The 17,625-nt window shown below is 45.8% G+C and carries 17 protein-coding genes; 14 read left to right on the top strand and 3 right to left on the bottom strand.

The genetic code is table 11. From position 1 onward, the window contains the following. Positions 1 to 81: 81 nt before the first annotated feature. Positions 82 to 1,881 carry a cache domain-containing sensor histidine kinase gene (locus QMK20_RS17750; protein WP_283652646.1) on the bottom strand — a complete coding sequence of 600 codons (1,800 nt, stop codon included), beginning with the start codon at positions 1,879 to 1,881 and terminating at the stop codon, positions 82 to 84. A 157-nt stretch (positions 1,882 to 2,038) separates the two neighbouring features. Between QMK20_RS17750 and QMK20_RS17745 the strand changes: the two genes are divergently transcribed. The 7 genes from QMK20_RS17745 to QMK20_RS17715 all read left to right on the top strand — a co-directional run bounded on the left by QMK20_RS17745 (position 2,039) and on the right by QMK20_RS17715 (position 7,996). Beyond that, positions 2,039 to 2,989 (top strand): ABC transporter permease, encoded by a 951-nt coding sequence (locus tag QMK20_RS17745; RefSeq protein WP_283656302.1) that lies wholly within the window; start codon positions 2,039 to 2,041, stop codon positions 2,987 to 2,989. 16 nt (positions 2,990 to 3,005) lie between these two features. Next, positions 3,006 to 3,878, top strand: a complete 873-nt coding sequence (locus QMK20_RS17740) for a carbohydrate ABC transporter permease (RefSeq protein ID WP_283652645.1) — start codon at positions 3,006 to 3,008, stop codon at positions 3,876 to 3,878. A 590-nt stretch (positions 3,879 to 4,468) separates the two neighbouring features. Beyond that, complete coding sequence (locus QMK20_RS17735) at positions 4,469 to 5,053, top strand: histidine phosphatase family protein (protein WP_283652644.1); 585 nt, start codon at positions 4,469 to 4,471, stop codon at positions 5,051 to 5,053. A gap of 262 nt (positions 5,054 to 5,315) precedes the next feature. Further along, entirely contained in the window at positions 5,316 to 5,558 is a 243-nt protein-coding gene (locus QMK20_RS17730) for a hypothetical protein (protein WP_044647366.1), read from the top strand. Continuing rightward, positions 5,559 to 5,933: a retropepsin-like aspartic protease gene (locus QMK20_RS17725; RefSeq protein ID WP_283652643.1), complete on the top strand. Its 375-nt coding sequence runs from the start codon at positions 5,559 to 5,561 to the stop codon at positions 5,931 to 5,933. A 195-nt stretch (positions 5,934 to 6,128) separates the two neighbouring features. Continuing rightward, positions 6,129 to 6,725: a YacL family protein gene (locus QMK20_RS17720; protein WP_283652642.1), complete on the top strand. Its 597-nt coding sequence runs from the start codon at positions 6,129 to 6,131 to the stop codon at positions 6,723 to 6,725. Between the two features lie 230 nt (positions 6,726 to 6,955). Then, the gene (locus QMK20_RS17715) at positions 6,956 to 7,996 is read left to right on the top strand and encodes an NAD(P)/FAD-dependent oxidoreductase (RefSeq protein WP_283652641.1); all 1,041 of its coding nucleotides are present in this window, start codon (positions 6,956 to 6,958) and stop codon (positions 7,994 to 7,996) included. Positions 7,997 to 8,463: 467 nt separating this feature from the next. On the opposite strand, the gene QMK20_RS17710 is transcribed toward QMK20_RS17715, so the two are convergent. Together QMK20_RS17710 and QMK20_RS17705 are read right to left on the bottom strand one after the other, a co-directional pair. Continuing rightward, positions 8,464 to 9,312 (bottom strand): sulfurtransferase, encoded by an 849-nt coding sequence (locus QMK20_RS17710; protein ID WP_283652640.1) that lies wholly within the window; start codon positions 9,310 to 9,312, stop codon positions 8,464 to 8,466. A 74-nt stretch (positions 9,313 to 9,386) separates the two neighbouring features. Further along, positions 9,387 to 10,331 (bottom strand): DMT family transporter, encoded by a 945-nt coding sequence (locus QMK20_RS17705; protein WP_283652639.1) that lies wholly within the window; start codon positions 10,329 to 10,331, stop codon positions 9,387 to 9,389. A 207-nt stretch (positions 10,332 to 10,538) separates the two neighbouring features. Between QMK20_RS17705 and QMK20_RS17700 the strand changes: the two genes are divergently transcribed. The 7 genes from QMK20_RS17700 to QMK20_RS17670 all read left to right on the top strand — a co-directional run bounded on the left by QMK20_RS17700 (position 10,539) and on the right by QMK20_RS17670 (position 17,547). Then, a complete protein-coding gene (locus tag QMK20_RS17700; protein WP_283652638.1) occupies positions 10,539 to 11,444 on the top strand; it encodes a hypothetical protein in 906 nt (301 codons plus the stop codon). A 200-nt stretch (positions 11,445 to 11,644) separates the two neighbouring features. Next, positions 11,645 to 12,358: a 2,3,4,5-tetrahydropyridine-2,6-dicarboxylate N-acetyltransferase gene (dapD, locus tag QMK20_RS17695; RefSeq protein WP_283652637.1), complete on the top strand. Its 714-nt coding sequence runs from the start codon at positions 11,645 to 11,647 to the stop codon at positions 12,356 to 12,358. Between the two features lie 185 nt (positions 12,359 to 12,543). Further along, positions 12,544 to 13,698, top strand: a complete 1,155-nt coding sequence (locus QMK20_RS17690) for an N-acetyldiaminopimelate deacetylase (RefSeq protein ID WP_283652636.1) — start codon at positions 12,544 to 12,546, stop codon at positions 13,696 to 13,698. A 56-nt stretch (positions 13,699 to 13,754) separates the two neighbouring features. After that, positions 13,755 to 14,864 (top strand): ABC transporter ATP-binding protein, encoded by a 1,110-nt coding sequence (locus QMK20_RS17685; protein ID WP_283652635.1) that lies wholly within the window; start codon positions 13,755 to 13,757, stop codon positions 14,862 to 14,864. Then, a complete protein-coding gene (locus QMK20_RS17680) occupies positions 14,854 to 15,666 on the top strand; it encodes an ABC transporter permease (RefSeq protein ID WP_283652634.1) in 813 nt (270 codons plus the stop codon). Before QMK20_RS17685 ends, QMK20_RS17680 begins: the two co-directional genes overlap by 11 nt. Continuing rightward, complete coding sequence (locus tag QMK20_RS17675) at positions 15,656 to 16,477, top strand: ABC transporter permease (protein WP_025685655.1); 822 nt, start codon at positions 15,656 to 15,658, stop codon at positions 16,475 to 16,477. The genes QMK20_RS17680 and QMK20_RS17675 overlap by 11 nt, the downstream gene beginning before the upstream one ends. Next, positions 16,474 to 17,547: an ABC transporter substrate-binding protein gene (locus QMK20_RS17670; RefSeq protein WP_283652633.1), complete on the top strand. Its 1,074-nt coding sequence runs from the start codon at positions 16,474 to 16,476 to the stop codon at positions 17,545 to 17,547. Before QMK20_RS17675 ends, QMK20_RS17670 begins: the two co-directional genes overlap by 4 nt. Positions 17,548 to 17,625: the final 78 nt, after the last annotated feature.

Below are 17,625 nucleotides of genomic sequence, written 5' to 3'. Positions count from 1 at the left end.
TTTCTTTCAGAAAGCTTTTAGGCGAACGCTTTGCTTCTCCAGATTTGTTCTGCCCTCTCCGTTATCGTGTAAATGTTTAGTTCAACTTATATCGTTATGATTTTCTTCCTCTGTTGGAATCTCCCAGATGATCTCTGTTCGGAATCCGCCGAGCGGGGACGGCTTGAAAATAAGGCATGACTGATTGCCGAATAGGTGCATGATCCGCTGGTTCGTATTCCAGAGACCACAGCCCATCTCCTCCTGCAGCGGCTGCTGCATTTTACGATTCAGAGCTTCCAACTGATCCGGGCTCAGGCCGGGTCCGTCGTCATCAATGTAAATTTTGCAGAAACCGTCCGAGCTTTCCCCGCTAATTCGGATTTCACCAGATGAATACGACTTCGCTACGCCGTGAATGACCGAATTTTCCACAATCGGTTGAAGCATTAAACGTGGAACAGACTGGCTAAGCATATGCTCAGGGATATCGATATGATATTCAATTCTCCCATTGCGCAGCTTTTGGATATCCAAATAGTTGACGAGCAGCTTGATTTCTTCCTTCAAAGAAGACGTTTCTCGTTCCACTCGGGTGGTATAGCGATAGTACGCACTTAAGTTATAAGCCATAGAGATGACCGCTTCTTCATCCTTCATCTGGGCCATATTGATGATATAGCCAAGGCAGTTATACAGAAAATGGGGATTGATCTGCGCCTGCAGCTGCTTCAGCGTGGCTTCCCGGGCTCTGATCTTTTCATGAAATACATTCTCGATCAGATCTTGAATTTGATGAGACATATCATTAAATCGATGAAACAGAAATGAGAACTCATTCTGATCCTTGCTATGCAGACGTACGGAATAGTCTCCCCGCTGCACACGCTGTAAGCCCTGGATCAGCTTTTTGATCGGATATTGAACGTTTCTGTACAGTAGTATTGAAGCGGAAATGCCCACAACAAATAGCAGAACCATAAAGAGATAGAACAGGTTCCGACTGAGTGAAATGGGTTGCAGGATCTGATAGAGTGGGACCACATCTACTAAATGCCAATCCAAATATGAAGACTTTACAGAACTGACCAGATAGTTCTTCCCATTCAGCTTCACGACATCCGGTGTAGTGTCCTCCGGGGAGTGAGTATCCAGATAACGAATGAGTTCTTCGGATAGCTGCTTGTCTGCACTGCGGTTCAGAATGGGCGAATTCCCTTTGTGATAAAAGAAGGGATCGCCTTGTCCACCTTTCTTGTACGTGTCCAGCATGTTCTGAATGTTCTCATAACTGAAGCTGGCTTCAATCACCAGGTTGCTTCCCGTCAACATCCCCGGCTGGGCCAAGGAATCGGTAAAGAACCAGTAAAAGGATTGAAGCTCCTCTTGAGATTCCGCACCATGATCACCATATGTCCATTGGCCACTCATATTTCTTTTTAGGTAATTCTCATCATACCCTGATGATCTGTTGTAGTTGGCGATGACATCTTGGTTCTGCTGTGAATACACAGCATATCGGGTGGGCCATATATCTGTGACCCCGGATTGAAGCATCATCTTTTCCTGAATGACATATCGGGTCTGCATCTGGTCATAAAGATCATCCCACATGTTCAAACCATTGAATGCTCTGACATTGGGATCTCTAGAGAGAATAAGACTGAAATCCATCATCTGATTAATGCGGGAATCGATCTGACTGGATAAAAACGTGAGCTGTTTGGTATTGGATATTTGCAGCTCTTTGCTTACGACATCGTAGGTGACATTGTTCGAGTAGGTATACATGATAATAATGGGGATGAACAAAACCACGATTAAGCAGTTTATTTTGGCAAACAGACTAAACCGGGATCGAGCCGTTCCTTGGAATAATATAAAGCGCTTCCATAAATTCATAAAAGTCTCCTTCAATCGATATTCCTAACAAAACCATATCCAGCCTAACAATGTTATATAGTCAGACCTGAGGATTGCCTGATACTATTTATAGCAGAGATCCCCATTACACACAAAAACTTTCTTTTGGGAACAGGAGAGCGCTATGGAGGCTAATATGGAGGCTAACCGGGTGCCGCAGGTGAACATTGGGAGCAAGCCGAATAGAAGAAAAAAGAAAGTCTATAAACAACCATGGATTCTCCACTTGATGGTGTTGCCGGCGGCCATTATGGTTTTTATTTTTTCGTATATTCCGATGTCCGGGATTCTTATGGCATTTCAAGACTATAAACCTGCACTGGGTTTTTTCAATTCTGAATGGGTCGGACTGAAGCATTTCAGGCACATGTGGGAGAATGATTATTTCCTGCAAATTACGTGGAATACGCTGTTTTTTGCCTGCTCCAAAATTGTAATGAACCTGATTATTCCGTTTATCTTCGCCTTATTGTTGAATGAGGTCAGGAAGATGGCGCTCAAAAGAACCATTCAAACACTCGTGTATCTTCCGCACTTTTTGTCTTGGGTTACGCTTTCAGGCATTCTGATCGATATTCTGGCCCAGACAGGGATCATCAATCAATTCCTTTCCTCTGTATTCGGCATCAAGCCGATTTTCTTCCTGGGGGATGGCAACTGGTTCCGCTTTACGATCATTGCAAGTGATGTCTGGAAGGAGTTTGGCTTCAACACGATCATTTTCCTGGCGGCACTGTCCGGTATTAATCCGTCACTCTATGAAGCGGCTGAAGTGGATGGGGCGGGGCGCTGTAAGCAGACGATGTATATTACCATCCCGGCGCTTATTCCGATTGGGATCGTGATCGCAACCCTGGCACTAGGCAATGTGCTCAATGCAAACTTCGATCAGATCTTTAACTTATATAGTCCATTAATCTATCAGCAAGCAGATATCATTGATACCTTTGTGTACAGGGAAGGTCTGCTTAGTGGGCAGTTCAGCTTCGCTACCGCCGTGAATTTATTTAAATCGGTTATTAGCTTAATCCTGATCGTGATCTCATACCGACTGGCCTACCGATTCGCGGGGTACAGAATTTTCTAGAAAGGATGACGAGTCGATGTACCATAAAACGATTCCATATCGAGTATTCAGCATATTCAATAATGTGTTCCTGACCATCCTTTCGCTGCTCTGCTTGCTGCCTTTATATCACTTGCTCATGGTATCTCTTAGCGCATCCGCACCTGCCAATGCCGGACTGGTTACGTTCTGGCCGATTGGCTTTACGCTTGAAGCCTATGCTAAGACGTTTGATAATGCCAATTTCCTCTCCTCCTTGTGGGTGTCTGTGGAGCGGACGGTACTTGGAACGGGACTTGCGTTAGTGGTAAATACGATTGCAGCGTATGCGCTCTCCAAGGAGACGCGAGTCTTCCGTGCACGCAATATCTACCTTTGGTATTTTGTCATCACCATGTTATTCAGCGGTGGTCTCATTCCGGGCTACATTCTGATTCTGAAGCTTGGACTGATGAATACATTGCTGGCGTTGATTCTGCCTGGATTGGTTGCGGTATTTAACATTATTCTGCTGCTTAATTTCTTCCGTACCGTACCCAAGGATCTGGAGGAAGCCGCTTTTATTGATGGGGCGGGGCATTTGCAGACTTTTATCAAAATATATTTGCCCGTCTCCATACCCGTCATTGCCACGGTTTCCCTATTCATGATGGTCGGACATTGGAACTCTTATTTTGACGGGATCATCTATATTCGAGATTCAGAAAAGCTTCCGCTGGCGACATTTATGCAGACGATTATCGTTCAGGCCGACATGTCCAAGCTCGACCCGGAAGCCGTCGCCAATCTGTCCCAGCGAATCATTCGGGCCTCGCAAATCTTTATCAGTGCACTGCCGATCCTGCTCGTGTATCCGTTTCTGCAACGTTATTTTGTGACCGGGATCGTGGTCGGGGCGGTAAAAGAATAATAAATCTACCTATTGAAATAGGGTTTGAAAAGGGAGTTACTGAACTAGTCCGAGACTAGGCCATGTAACTTCTTTTTTAGTAACGTAGAGGTGGGGGAGAGTAAAAACTCAACGCTTAATTTAGTAGTAGTTATAACGCAGCGCTATAAGCATGCCAGCACGAAAAATATCCAGCGTATTCAGAGCCTGCTGGATCACATGGATATGGAAGCTTGAGCACTCTGCTTAATATTCCTTTTCCACCAATTTTTTCTTCGCAAGTGGAACTGAGTGAGTTATCATATATGTAGTTCAGATACTAACTTGAAGGTGCAGTATTTACGAAGTACATAGATTAGATGTTAGTTGAAATACACGCAATGATGAAATGAGGGAATGAGATGCCAGAATATTCTCAAATCCAAACCTATATAAAAGTGCGATCAAAGTAATATAAAAGAGATCATGGCTTGACTTTATAATCGCATTAAATGACTGTGGGATTAAAGACGCTGATAAGTAATGAGCAAACTGCCATCTTGTATCATTATCAGCGTTAGGTGAAACCATAGCTATGAATATATCAATTGAATGTTATCCTGGGGGCAAATATGAAAACATATATTTACTTTGTTAGACATAGTGAATCATCCAAATCGGAAGGAAATGAAAGAACTCGAGGATTAACTAAAAAAGGAAAGTTTGATTCCCATAGAATAACCGAACTGCTGAAGGATGAAGGAATTAGTGTATTTATTTCAAGTCCATATATTCGAGCAATCCTAACAATTGAAGAGTTGGCACAACAAAGTGATAAAGAGATTTTAGTGTTTGAAGATCTTAAAGAACTTGTATTTTCAAGAGAGGAAACGATTATTCCAGACAAAGAAGTATACTCACTCGTAAGTAAGATGTTTAAAGACCCTTATTATAAGGAACCTTTTGGTGAGTCCATAAATGACTGTCAAAGACGATCTGTAACAAGATTAAAAGAAATAATAAAGAACTATAAGGGGCAGAAGATAGCAATAGGAACACATGGGTTGGTCATGATATTAATGATGAGATACTTCGATGATCAATACGGGTATGAGTTCTTAATGAAAACCTCAAAACCAGATGTATATAGAATGGAGTTCAACGATGAAGAATTAATAGATACTCAAAGAATATATAAAGAAGTGAATTGTGGGTGAATTCGAGGAAGGCTGTGATATCATATAACATTGCATCCAACGCTGCGGGCCGAGACAAACTCGACCCTTGGTCCGGAAGAGGCATTTCAGGGAAGTGGATCCACAGGACACATTCAACCGGCTAAGTGGCAGAGCCACCCAGACCTGCGGTCCTTAAGCCGCTTGGACGTCGTGAATACAGAAACGTTGAGTGAAATTCTATTGAAAGCCACTAGCCAAATAAATGATATAATACAATTAAAAACGTTTGGAGGGATTAATCGTGAAGTGGCAGGAAGTACAACAAATCTTTCCAAATCAATTTGTGAAGTTCGAAATTATTCATTCTGAAGAGAAAGATAGTCAAGAATTCATAGATGATGTTGCTGTAATTGGCCCTGTGAGTGATGAAGAAGCAACTAAAGAATTATTGAATAGCAAAGAGAAGACCTTGATTTATCATACTTCTAAGGATCGGGTTATAGTGAAAGTTCGGAAGAATGTTGGTCTAAGGAGATATCTATAAATGAAAATTGAGTATAAAGATGGATTATTATTTACGGAAATAACGATTCATTATAATGGACAGAAGAAAGTAATAAATAATGTAGTTATTGATACAGGAGCAAGTCATACATTGACTTCTCAGGATGAAGTGGATGATATTGGAATTCGAGTCGGCTTAGAAGATGACATTATAACCAGTTATGGAATCGGAGGTAAAGAACATGCATTTACCAAAACGATAGAGGGGATACAGGTAGGAGAATATATCTTAAGGGATACCCCAGTAGACTTTACTTCATTTAGATATCATAACATTAACGGATTACTAGGGTTAGATATATTAATAAAGGGCAAATTTAATGTTGATCTAGAGAACTTTGAGCTCCTACATTAAAGAAGCTGGCAGATGTTTAGAAGGTTAATCAGGGAAGAATAGAACTTCATTTAATATAATATTCAAGCTACGTCTCCTTCGGAGCGAGATGGATCTCGAAGAGGGATTACAAGCAGATAACCCCTTAGGGGTTCATGAATACAGAAACGTTAACTGAAATTCCTGCAAGATAAATAAAAGTAAGGGGAATCAACAGTGCCTTACACTAGACCAGTAATAATTGATCCATATTATGATAAACCTGAATGGATTACGAACGAAGTTACTCGAGAAGAAATTATCTCCCTTTCTCCTCAATCAAGTGAGCAAGATGTTGAATTATTTTTGATTCTTCTATTTGGTTACAATCATATCAATATAGAACAATCATTTTGTTTGTCTTTCAATGAATTACTGCAGCAAGAAGAAGTTGCTATTTCAGGAGGGATCGCTTTCTTTGAAGACGAGAGTAAATATATATTACCAAGCTGTTGCTGTGGGTTAGAAGATTTTTCTAATGTTATTTATTCTATTTCAAATAAACAAAGTCCATGGATGGGACATGATCCTACCCCAGGTATTACATATATCGGTGATCAAGCATATGTTTGGCCAGATGATCAAGAAACACTCGATAGTAATGTTTATTTCCCTATACAATTTTCATATAAAGAACTAATAGACAGTCTAGATAAAACACGAAAAGAAATACAGGGATTTATTGAGGGCCCATTACATAAATGGATTAACAAGAGAGACAAAGAGATTGCTGGCACTATGAGAGATCGGATGAAACAATGGATTATGAAATAAGAAAGTTATGGAAGTATTTCGAAGAAGACAGGAACTCCAGATAACAATGTATCTACGCTGTGGGCTTTGCCCTTGGTTCATCAGAAGCTGTAAGCGAAGAAGCTGAATCAGTGAACAATCCTGCGAGGCTAAGTCCGTTGGACCCAGTCGCTCCAACTGCCCTCATATGTTATAACGTCTGATTATCATGACGCCTATGTTACAATAGGGTGACAAAGGAGGAGTCATTATTGAATAAACAAAAAATCGTGATTATTGGCGCAGGGATTGTCGGGGCGTCTGTGGCCTATCATCTGGCCAAACGAAATCAAGATGTAACCGTTATTGAACGACACCCCGCCGCGGCGCGTGAAGTCACGGAAAAATCTTTTGCCTGGATACATACGACTCATCGGGTGGCTCCCGAATACTGGCATTTGTACGATGCAGCTTTGGAAGAATATCATACGCTTCAGCAAGAGCTGTCCGAACTGAAAATTCACTGGCATGGAGCGCTGACTTGGGGCACTCCGCCCCTAAGGGAGCAACTCCACTTTCAAAAATTAAACCGGGAGCAGCTTGAGGCATTGGAGCCGAATCTGAAGGAATATCCGGATGAAGCGATGTTTGCCAGCGAAGAAGGTGCGGTGGACCCTATAGGGGTAACGGAGCTGTTGTTGAGCAAAGCGCAGGAGTACGGAGCAAAGGTTCAGTTCGGTACCAACGTTACGCAGCTGCAGCAAGAAGATTCCCGCCTGGTCGGTGTCCATACATCCAAGGGTTTTCTGGAGTCGGATGTCGTGGTATTGGCCGCAGGTACAGGCATACCCGAACTTTGCAACCCGTTAGGTTGTCCCGTGCCGGTAACGTCGTCGCCTTCCATTCTGATTCAAATGAAAACTGCGAATAAACTGATACGCACATTAATCTCAAATGCGCAATTTGAAGCGCGTCAACTGACGGATTATACGCTGCTGGCTGCGGAAGATTATATCGACGAGTCGGAGGAAAACGGACCAGAGGCGGTCGGTAAGCGAGCGTTCGACACGTTGCGTCGCAGTCTGAAGGACGGGAATCAACTGGAACTGGAAAGCATAAAGGTCGGGATGAGACCAATGCCTGAAGACGGCTATCCGATCGTGGGCTTCCAAGATCACATAAAGGGACTTTATCTGACGGTGATGCATTCTGCGATTACGCTGGCGCCGCTGATTGCGCATCTGGCTGCAAGTGAAATAATCGATCGGGAATCAAGAAGTGAATTAGACCCTTGTCGACTCTCCCGATTTTAGGACCACTCGAGGGATGTTCTCGCTGTTTCTCGCGCGTGAGGTTGTGAATCAAGTGGAATCGCATGTACGTGAGGTGCTGTAGGACAATATACAGCTCCAGCATGACGATGGTGGTCGTCCGACCACGAGCAAAATCACAGTGTCTTTCAACTTTCAAAAGGTGGGGGCCAGAATGTAGAATACAAAGCTTCCCAAAATCAACATTACCGTTTTGTAAGTACGTTCACCCCCATTCGTTGACTCCGTGTTGACCTCGATACTCCTGAGCACAACGCAAAAGAGTACATTGCCACATGAGCGATGTACTCCAAATTACATACTGTATATCTGCTTAAGCCTTCTACTCTTCCCCAGTCGCAATAGAATTCTCACTGTAAGAAATCCAACCGCTCCTGCTAAAGATATAACTTAGGAAATCGCTTGGTGATGTATTCAGACTTTACATACTGCTATGCATCTTTCCGCTTTTACTCTTCCCCAGTCGCCACCGGATTCTCCTCATAAGAAATCCAATCGCTCCAGCTTCCCGGATATAACCGCACCTTACTAAATCCTGCCTCGCCCAAGGCCAGCACATTCGGGCAGGCGGATACGCCGGAACCGCAATACACGATAATTTCTGCATTCCGGTCAAGGCTGGCAAAGTGCTTTTCCAGTTGTTCCACATTTTTTAATATACCCTTTTCGTTCAATACCTCTTTCCAAAAGAAATTCACTGCACCGGGGATATGTCCTGCTGCTTGATCTATGGGCTCTTCCAGTCCCAGGTAGCGCGGCCGCTCTCTAGAGTCGATCAATGTATAGGAGCCAACAGTAACCGAGCCTGCGGACACACGTTGTACCTCTTGCATGGTTGCGAGCATTTGCGGCTGTACATTTGCTACAAAGGTCGAGGGAATGCGAATCGGCTGGTCTGCCGTGACCGGGAACTTCGCTTCCTTCCAAGCACTGTAGCTTTCATCCAGCACATATACCTGCTCGTGACCGAGATAGCGCAGTAGCCACCAGAAGCGGGAGGCCATCATGCCGCCTTGATCGTCGTAGGCAATGATGCGTGAATCTGCGTTGATTCCGGCGCGACTCAGGCGCGCGGCAAGTGTGTCAGCATACGGCAAAGGATGACGTCCACCATGCTCACCCAGAGGAGCCGTGAGGTCTTCCTCCAGATCGAAGTGGATAGCCCCTGGAATATGATCTTCATTAAATTGAGCCCGTCCCGCTCCGGCTTGTCCGAGCAGAGAACGGCAGTCTGCGACGATGATATCTGGCTCATATAGTCGAGCTAACAGCCAGCGTTTGGATACAATGGATTTCATAAGGGATTCCGCCTTTCCTTTTTATCATTAAGATTATTCAATTGAGTACCGTTCATGAAAATGGGGTAAATAAGTTAAGAACCTGTCTTAAGGGGAAGCTCACTGTCAGGCAATTCACTTTGGTGGACGACTTGCTTCTTGAAATCTGTTCCGTATCGGATAAAAACCCATACCCCGAACAGGATGAAGAAGCCTGCGCCAAATTGTAAGGCAGAAAGTTTTTCTCCCAGCAACACCCAGGCTAGCAAGGAAGAAATAACGGGTTCGCCGAGTACTGCCATCGACACCGCGGTGGCGTTAATGTATTTGAGCAGCCAGTTAAACAGGTAATGGCCGAACAGTGTGGGCACTATGGCGAGCAACAGGAACAATCCCCATTCCCGTGGTGCATATCCGGTAAAAGGAATGGCGTTGACCATATTATACAGCGCAAGCGATGTAGCAGCGATGGCGAATACCCAAAAGTTATACACAAAGGCGCTCAAATGCTCGCGCAAATGCTTGCCCATCAGCATATGGATAGAGACGGCTACCATACCCAAGAAGGACAGTGCATCTCCGAGCAGGGCTTGTCCCGAGGCATGAAAATCTCCGGCTCCGATTGCCAGTGAGCCGACAAAGGCCATGCCCATTCCGATGAGCATAGCGCGGTTTGTGCCTGTACGGAAAAACAAAAAAGAACCGAGCATGACAAGGATCGGCTCCAGTGTCATAATAACGGTAGAGCTTGCAACTGTGGTCAGTCGCAGCGAGCCCATCCAGAGCAAGAAGTGCAGCCCTAGTGCAATACCGGACCAGAGGATCAGCATCCATTGCTTGCGGCTCAGGCTGAATAGCTCGGTACGGTATTTCCAGACTAGAGGCAGCATGACGAGATTGGTCAGGTACAAACGGTACATAGCGATGACGGACACCTCGGCTTCAGACCATCTTACGAAGATCGAGGAGAACGAAATAGCGATAATACCTACGATGTACAGTAATTCAAAGGAAAATGACGGTTTGTGCGCTTGATTCATGTGACAGCTCCATCCAGTACGGAGGAGGAATAATACGTGTACGATTCCTTCCATCGGTATCTCTAAAATTAGGTTAATACAGCCCATTATACCGTACCTGACATCCGCGTGGAATATAAAAAGCGATGCAGGAAGAAGGATTTTAAGTATGGAGCTGCGTAGAACTTTTGCCGCACAAACTCGTCTATCATAGTGGAGGTGGATTTTATGAAAAAACGCAACACATTTTCAATCATACTGTTAACTGTAGTGGCAGTGCTGGCTCTGTCAGCCTGTGGAACGAAACCGCAAACCAATAATACCGCACCTCAAGGGGCAGACCAACCGCAAACGCAACAGCCACAAGTGAAACCGGAGCCGATCGCCGAGCCGGAGGCCAAAAAGGGGACAGGCGTATACAACGGAGCCGCTGACCCGCACACGGTTGAAATTGAAACCAATGGCGAAGCCCAATCTTTCCAGTTGGGTGACGGGCTGGACACGGTGGTAGCCGGACTTGAGGAAGGCGATTCAGTCGCATTTGAATACAACGAAAAAGCAGTGGAAGGCGACGCGGTTGCCAAGCAACTGATTTTGACGAAAATACAAAAAACAGAAGCTGCAACAGGCGGCACACAAAACGGCAGCTCCAGTCAGGCAGTAGGCGGTGAACGCTCGAAAACGCAAGCTTTTGAGCTTAGCCTTGAAGGGAAAAAGGAAAAGCAGACAGCTACACTGGCAAAAGGAGAGGGATATTCACTGTATGTGTTTGACCCCATGTCCCTGTTTCCTGATCAAAACCGCGTAGCCTTGGCTGTAGATGATAACTATTACGCTGAAATTACGAAGCTGCCTTCCGATTTTAATCTGGACGAGCTTCAAAAGGAAGGCGAAAAGGATCTGGCTTCCGTCGGTAAAGCGGTGAAAATAGATAAAGCCAAAGTTCCTCAAACGCTGACCAGCAGCCGTCTTTTCCTGCAAGCGAACGGTTCGAAGGTCACACGCCAATATATTGTTGTAGAAAATAAAACAGGCGGCTTCATCGTGAAGGTAAACATTCCTCAGGGCGAGCCTGCCGAAGGCTTCGAATCCTTCATTTATACATCGTTGGAGAGCCTACAAGCTAATAAATAACCCTGCTTTGATGTCGGGATGAATCATGAATTTAAGGCAGTCATGTTGCTGGAAATTGTTATTTTTGGTGCTAGGTTAGAGCTATAAGGGTCTAATCTGTAATTGCGAGACCTGCACTTTTGTGCTATAAAGGATGAGAGAATAAGATCATTCCGGCTTGCGAAGTCGTATGAAGCGATAAAGGAGTTGTTAGATTTACTATGTCCATCGAAATGAACACACAAGAAGTCATCAACGTGATTAAAAACAGTAAGAAAAAAACACCTGTTAAAGTATATGTAAAAGGGGCTTTGGCTTCCGCATCATTCGGTGAGAATGTTCAAGCTTTTATTTCCGGAGACAGCGGCGTTGTATTTGGCGATTGGGCCGACATCAAGCCTGTTCTGGACAGTGTTAACGCTAATGAAGAAGACTATGTGGTGGAAAACGACCGCCGCAATTCCGCAGTGCCTATGCTCGATCTGAAAGGCATCAATGCCCGCATCGAGCCAGGCGCGTATATTCGCGATATGGTTGGTATCGGTAATAACGCAGTCATTATGATGGGTGCAGTCATTAACATCGGTGTCACCATTGGTGAAGGCACAATGATTGATATGAATGCTGTACTGGGCGGCCGTGTTAAAATAGGTAATATGTGTCACATCGGTGCAGGCGTAGTCCTTGCAGGTGTTATTGAACCTCCATCTGCACAGCCTGTTGTGGTAGAAGATGATGTATTGATCGGTGCGAACGCGGTCGTATTGGAAGGTGTGCGAATTGGTAAAGGTGCAGTCGTTGCAGCTGGAGCAGTCGTAACCGAAGATGTACCTGAATATTCCGTAGTTGCAGGTACACCTGCACGCGTGATCAAACAGGTCGACGATAAGACCAAATCAAAAACTGAAATCTTGAAGGACCTGCGCGTTCTGTAAGACTGAAAAAAGAGTTTTAAATGCACAAAAGGTGAACGATTCCTTGTCAGTGGAATGAAACATTGACAGCACAATTTAGGGACGAAGCACAACGGACAAGGCTCGGCGGCTGCGCCGGGCTTTTGTCCTTTTGTTCTTTTGTCTGATAAGCCTGATGAGTTAGATAAAGGAGGCAGACTAGCGGAATGAGCACGGTCGATTATCGTTCTTTTGTTCAAATACGAAGGGATTTGCATCAAATCCCCGAGCCTGGCTTTGAGGAATTTAAAACGCAGCAGTATCTGCTGAATTATTTGGCAACGCTCCCTCAGGAGCATTTGGACATTCGTACATGGCGTACTGGCGTACTGGTGTTGATTCATGGAACGGCTCCTGCACGTCGATATGGATATCGCTGCGATATGGATGGTTTGCCAATTGTGGAAGAGACGGGCTATGATTTCCGTTCGACCCATCCCGGCTACATGCATGCTTGCGGTCATGATTTACATATGACGATTGGATTGGGTATTGTTTCTCACTTTGCAAACCACCCGATCAAGGATGACCTGGTTGTATTGTTTCAGCCTGCCGAGGAAGGACCGGGCGGAGCGTTGCCGATGCGCGACAGCGCAGAATTGGCAGACTGGCTACCAGATGAAATTGTCGCGCTGCATGTTGCACCCGAATATCCTGTTGGCACGATTGCGACTCGCCCGGGCATCCTATTTGCCAATACGTCGGAGCTTTTCATCGACTTGAAGGGTACGGGCGGACATGCGGCATATCCGCACAAGGCTAATGATATGGTGGTGGCGGCCTGTCAGTTGGTTGGACAATTGCAAACAGTTGTAGCACGTAATGTGAACCCGCTGGATTCAGCAGTCATTACGATTGGCAAGGTCAGCGGCGGTACGAAGCAGAACATTATTGCGGAAACAGCCCGTCTGGAGGGTACGATCCGAACGTTGTCAGCCGATACGATGACACTGGTTAAATCACGGATTGAAGCGCTGGTGCGCGGTGTTGAAGCTGGGTTTGAATGCCATGCAGAAATTCATTATGGCTCAAATTACTTGCAAGTGTTCAATGAAGCCAAGGTGACAGAGGAATTTATGAACTGGGTCCGTGAACGGCAGGATGTACAGCTCATTGAATGCGCGGAAGCGATGACCGGAGAGGATTTTGGATATTTTTTGGAGCGGATTCCGGGTCTGATGTTCTGGCTTGGCGTTGATACGCCTTATGGTCTGCATCATGCCAAGCTGGAGCCTGCAGAGGAAGCCATTGGGGTGGCGATTCGTGTATTGACAGACTATTTTACATGGAAATCTCAAGGTTCAATGATAGGCTCTGAATAAATAGGTTTAATGAAGTGAATGAAATGGAATGAAGTCGAATGTTGAGGGAGGGTGTTATGGGAGAGCAAACCATCATCCGATTCGAACGGGTGACCAAGCAATATGACAACGATCCACCGGTGCTGGCTGATGTCAGCTTTGAGATTGAACGTGGCAAATTCTATACGCTGCTGGGGCCCTCCGGCTGTGGCAAAACAACGATTTTGCGTATGATTGCGGGTTTTGCAGAGCCGACGGAAGGCTTGATTTATTTGAATGACAAGCTGATTAATCGTGTTCCAGCCAATGAACGGCAGGTCAATACGGTTTTTCAGGACTATGCATTATTTCCACATCTGAATGTGTTCGAAAATGTGGCTTTCGGTCTGCGAATCAAAAAGATGAACAAAAAGACCATTCAGGAGAAGGTTGCACAGGCACTGTCCTTTGTCAATCTGGAGGGCTACGACGAACGGGAAATTTCTGAAATGTCCGGAGGGCAACGCCAGCGTGTCGCCATTGCACGAGCCATCGTCAATGAGCCGGACGTTCTGTTGCTGGATGAGCCGCTGTCTGCACTGGATTTGAAGCTGCGGACAGAAATGCAGTATATTTTGCGTGAAATGCAGCAGCGACTTGGAATCACCTTTATTTTCGTAACGCATGATCAGGAAGAAGCGCTGGCCATGTCGGACGAAATTTTTGTTATGAATAAAGGAAAGATCGAGCAGAGCGGTACACCGAATGATATTTATGATGAGCCGATCAATCGGTTTGTTGCTGATTTTATCGGGGAATCCAATATTGTGCCAGGACGCATGATTGCGGATTATCAAGTGGAGTTTAATGGTCGGCAGTTTGAATGTGTCGATGGAGGATTACGCCCGAATGAACCGATTGAAATTGTGATTCGACCAGAGGATTTGGAGATTACAACCGTTACAGAGGGCAAACTGCGAGTAAAGGTGGATACCCAGTTGTTCCGTGGTGTTCACTATGAAATTAGCTGCTATGATGATTCCGGTCAGGAGTGGCTGGTGCATTCTACCAAAAAGGCGGAGCTGGGCAGTGAAATCGGCCTCCATTTTGACCCGGAAGCGATCCACGTGATGCGGTTCGGGGAAACAGAGGAAGAATTTGATCGGCGTCTGGAGGCCTATGAAGAGGTGGAGCAGCATGTCCGGTAATACGAGAGCAGCGTACCTGCTGCCTTACTATTTATGGATTGTGCTGTTCGTCGCAGCTCCGGTTGTGCTTGTGTTTTACTATTCGTTATTTGATGTGGACGGCCATTTCACGTTCAGCAACTATGCCCAATTTTTGACCCCTGTCTATTTGAACATGACACTGAGCTCGTTTTGGTATGCGCTGCTGATTACGGTATTCTCGCTGTTAGTGGCTTATCCGGCGGCGTATTTGCTGACCCGAACCAAGCATAAGCAACTGTGGCTGTTGCTCATTATTTTGCCGACGTGGATTAACCTATTGCTTAAAACATATGCTTTTATCGGGATTTTTGGTACTTATGGTCCGGTGAATGCTGTGTTGGGCTTGGTCGGATTGGGTGGTCAGCAATTATTGTTTACCAGCTCCAGCTTTGTGTTTGTATCGGTTTATATTTTTGTGCCGTTTATGATTTTGCCCATCTATAATGCGCTGGAAGGGTTGAATCCTTCACTGCTGGACGCCGCGCGTGATTTGGGCGCTTCCAAGTGGACGGCGTTTCGACGGGTTATTTTCCCATTAACGCTATCTGGTGTGCGATCCGGGTGTATGGCGGTATTCATCCCGGCGCTGTCGCTGTTTATGATTACCCGTCTGATTGCGGGCAACCGTGTCATTACATTGGGGACGGCGATTGAACAGCATTTTCTGGTCACACAGGATTGGGGTATGGGCTCTACGGTTGCGGTGTTCCTGATTTTGGCGATGGCAATCATTATGCTGATTACCTCAGGAACGAAACGGAGGGTGCGGCATGGCAAATAAGAACCGATTCGGGAATATTTATTTGGTGCTCGTTTTTCTTGTGCTGTATGCACCTATTTTGTACTTGATGTATTATTCGTTCAATAGTGGCGGGACGATGCATCAATTTGAAGGGTTTACGCTCCAATACTACAAAGAGGTGTTTGCAGACACCCGTTTGATCATTATTGTCATTAACACCTTGGTCATTGCGTTGCTATCGTCTGCGCTGGCTACGATTATTGGCATCATGGGAGCGCTGGCTATTCACCAGATGCAGAACCGTCGGGTCAAAAATACGCTGCTGTCGCTCAACAATGTGCTGATCGTGAACCCGGACGTCATTATTGGCGCATCCTTCCTCATTTTATTCACGATGGTGGGGATCAAGCTGGGCTTTTACTCGGTGTTGCTGTCCCATATTGCATTTAGTGTGCCGATTGCGGTCATTATGATTTTGCCGCGGCTTCAGGAAATGAGTCCATCGCTGGTGGATGCGGCCCGGGATTTGGGTGCCAGCCGGATGGATGTGCTAACCAAGGTCATTTTACCTTTTATCAAGCCGGGGATTTACGCGGGCTTCTTTATGGCGCTAACCTACTCACTGGACGATTTTGCGGTGACCTTTTTTGTGACAGGCAGCGGCTATTCGACCTTATCAGTGGAAATTTACTCGCGTGCCCGCCAAGGGGTTTCCCTGTCTATCAATGCGCTGTCCACGCTCATTTTCCTGTTTACCGTGCTGTTGGTGGTGGGGTACTACTTTATTATGCGCAAGGCGAATCGGAATGGGAAAAAGGAGCCTGCGGCGGAAATGGGGGTACCTAGATGAAGTCGCTTGTGCGCGTGTTTCTGTCGATTTTTATCATTTCGTTCGGTCTGATGGGGGTGGCGGCATGGCTCAATTCCAGTCAAGGCTATTCCGGTGGCAATACGCTGACGGTATACAACTGGGGAGACTATATCGACCCTGAGCTGCTGGCAAGGTTCCAGAAGGAGACGGGGATTACCGTCATTTATCAGACGTTCGACTCCAATGAGGCGATGCTGACGAAAATTGAGCAGGGAGGAACATCGTTTGATGTAGCGGTTCCTTCGGAGTATGCTCTGGCTAAAATGAAGCAGGAGCACCTGTTGCTCCCGCTGGATCACAGCAAGCTGCCGAATTTGAAGCATGTGGATGCTCATTTTCTGAACCTTTCGTTTGACCCGAAAAACCAATACTCTGTGCCGTATTTTTGGGGTACGGTTGGGATTGTGTTTAACCCGGAGCTAACGAAGGGCATTGATTTTCATAGCTGGGATGGTCTGTGGAATCCAAAGCTGCGTAACAACCTCCTGCTGGTCGATGGTGCGAGGGAAGTCGTGGGTATGTCGCTGAACAGCCTCCACTATTCCTTGAACGATACGAATGAGGCGCATTTGCAGCAGGCTTTAGCGAAACTGGAGAAATTAGCGCCCAATGTCAAGGCCGTTGTCGGTGACGAGATTAAAATGCTGCTGGCAAACGAGGAAGCTGCTGCCGGGGTTGTGTGGTCCGGCGATGCGTCCGAAATCATGGATGAGAACGACAAGCTGGATTACATCGTGCCGGATGAAGGCTCCAACCTGTGGTTTGATAACATGGTTATTCCGAAAACCGCCACCCATGTGGACGCGGCCCATAAGTTCATCAATTTCATGATGCAGCCTGATGTAGCCGCCCAAAATGCCGAATTTGTAGGCTATTCCACACCTAACGAGGATGGAAAGAAGCTGTTGCCAGAGGATATATCCGGTGACGAGCGCTTCTATCCACCATCTGAAATTACGGATAAGCTGGAGGTCTACGACAACCTGGGCAAGCGGATGCTGGCTCATTACAATGAATTGTTCCTGCAATTCAAAATGCATTTAAAATAAGAGAGCGGCGGCGCGTGGATTCAGGTTTTGAGCTTTAGAGGCCGCTGCGGGAGCGGATGGTGCTTCCCATCGCTGTTA

This window comes from Paenibacillus sp. RC334, assembly GCF_030034735.1.
Lineage (GTDB): Bacteria > Bacillota > Bacilli > Paenibacillales > Paenibacillaceae > Paenibacillus > Paenibacillus terrae_A.
This window is presented reverse-complemented; position numbering and strand designations above follow the sequence as displayed.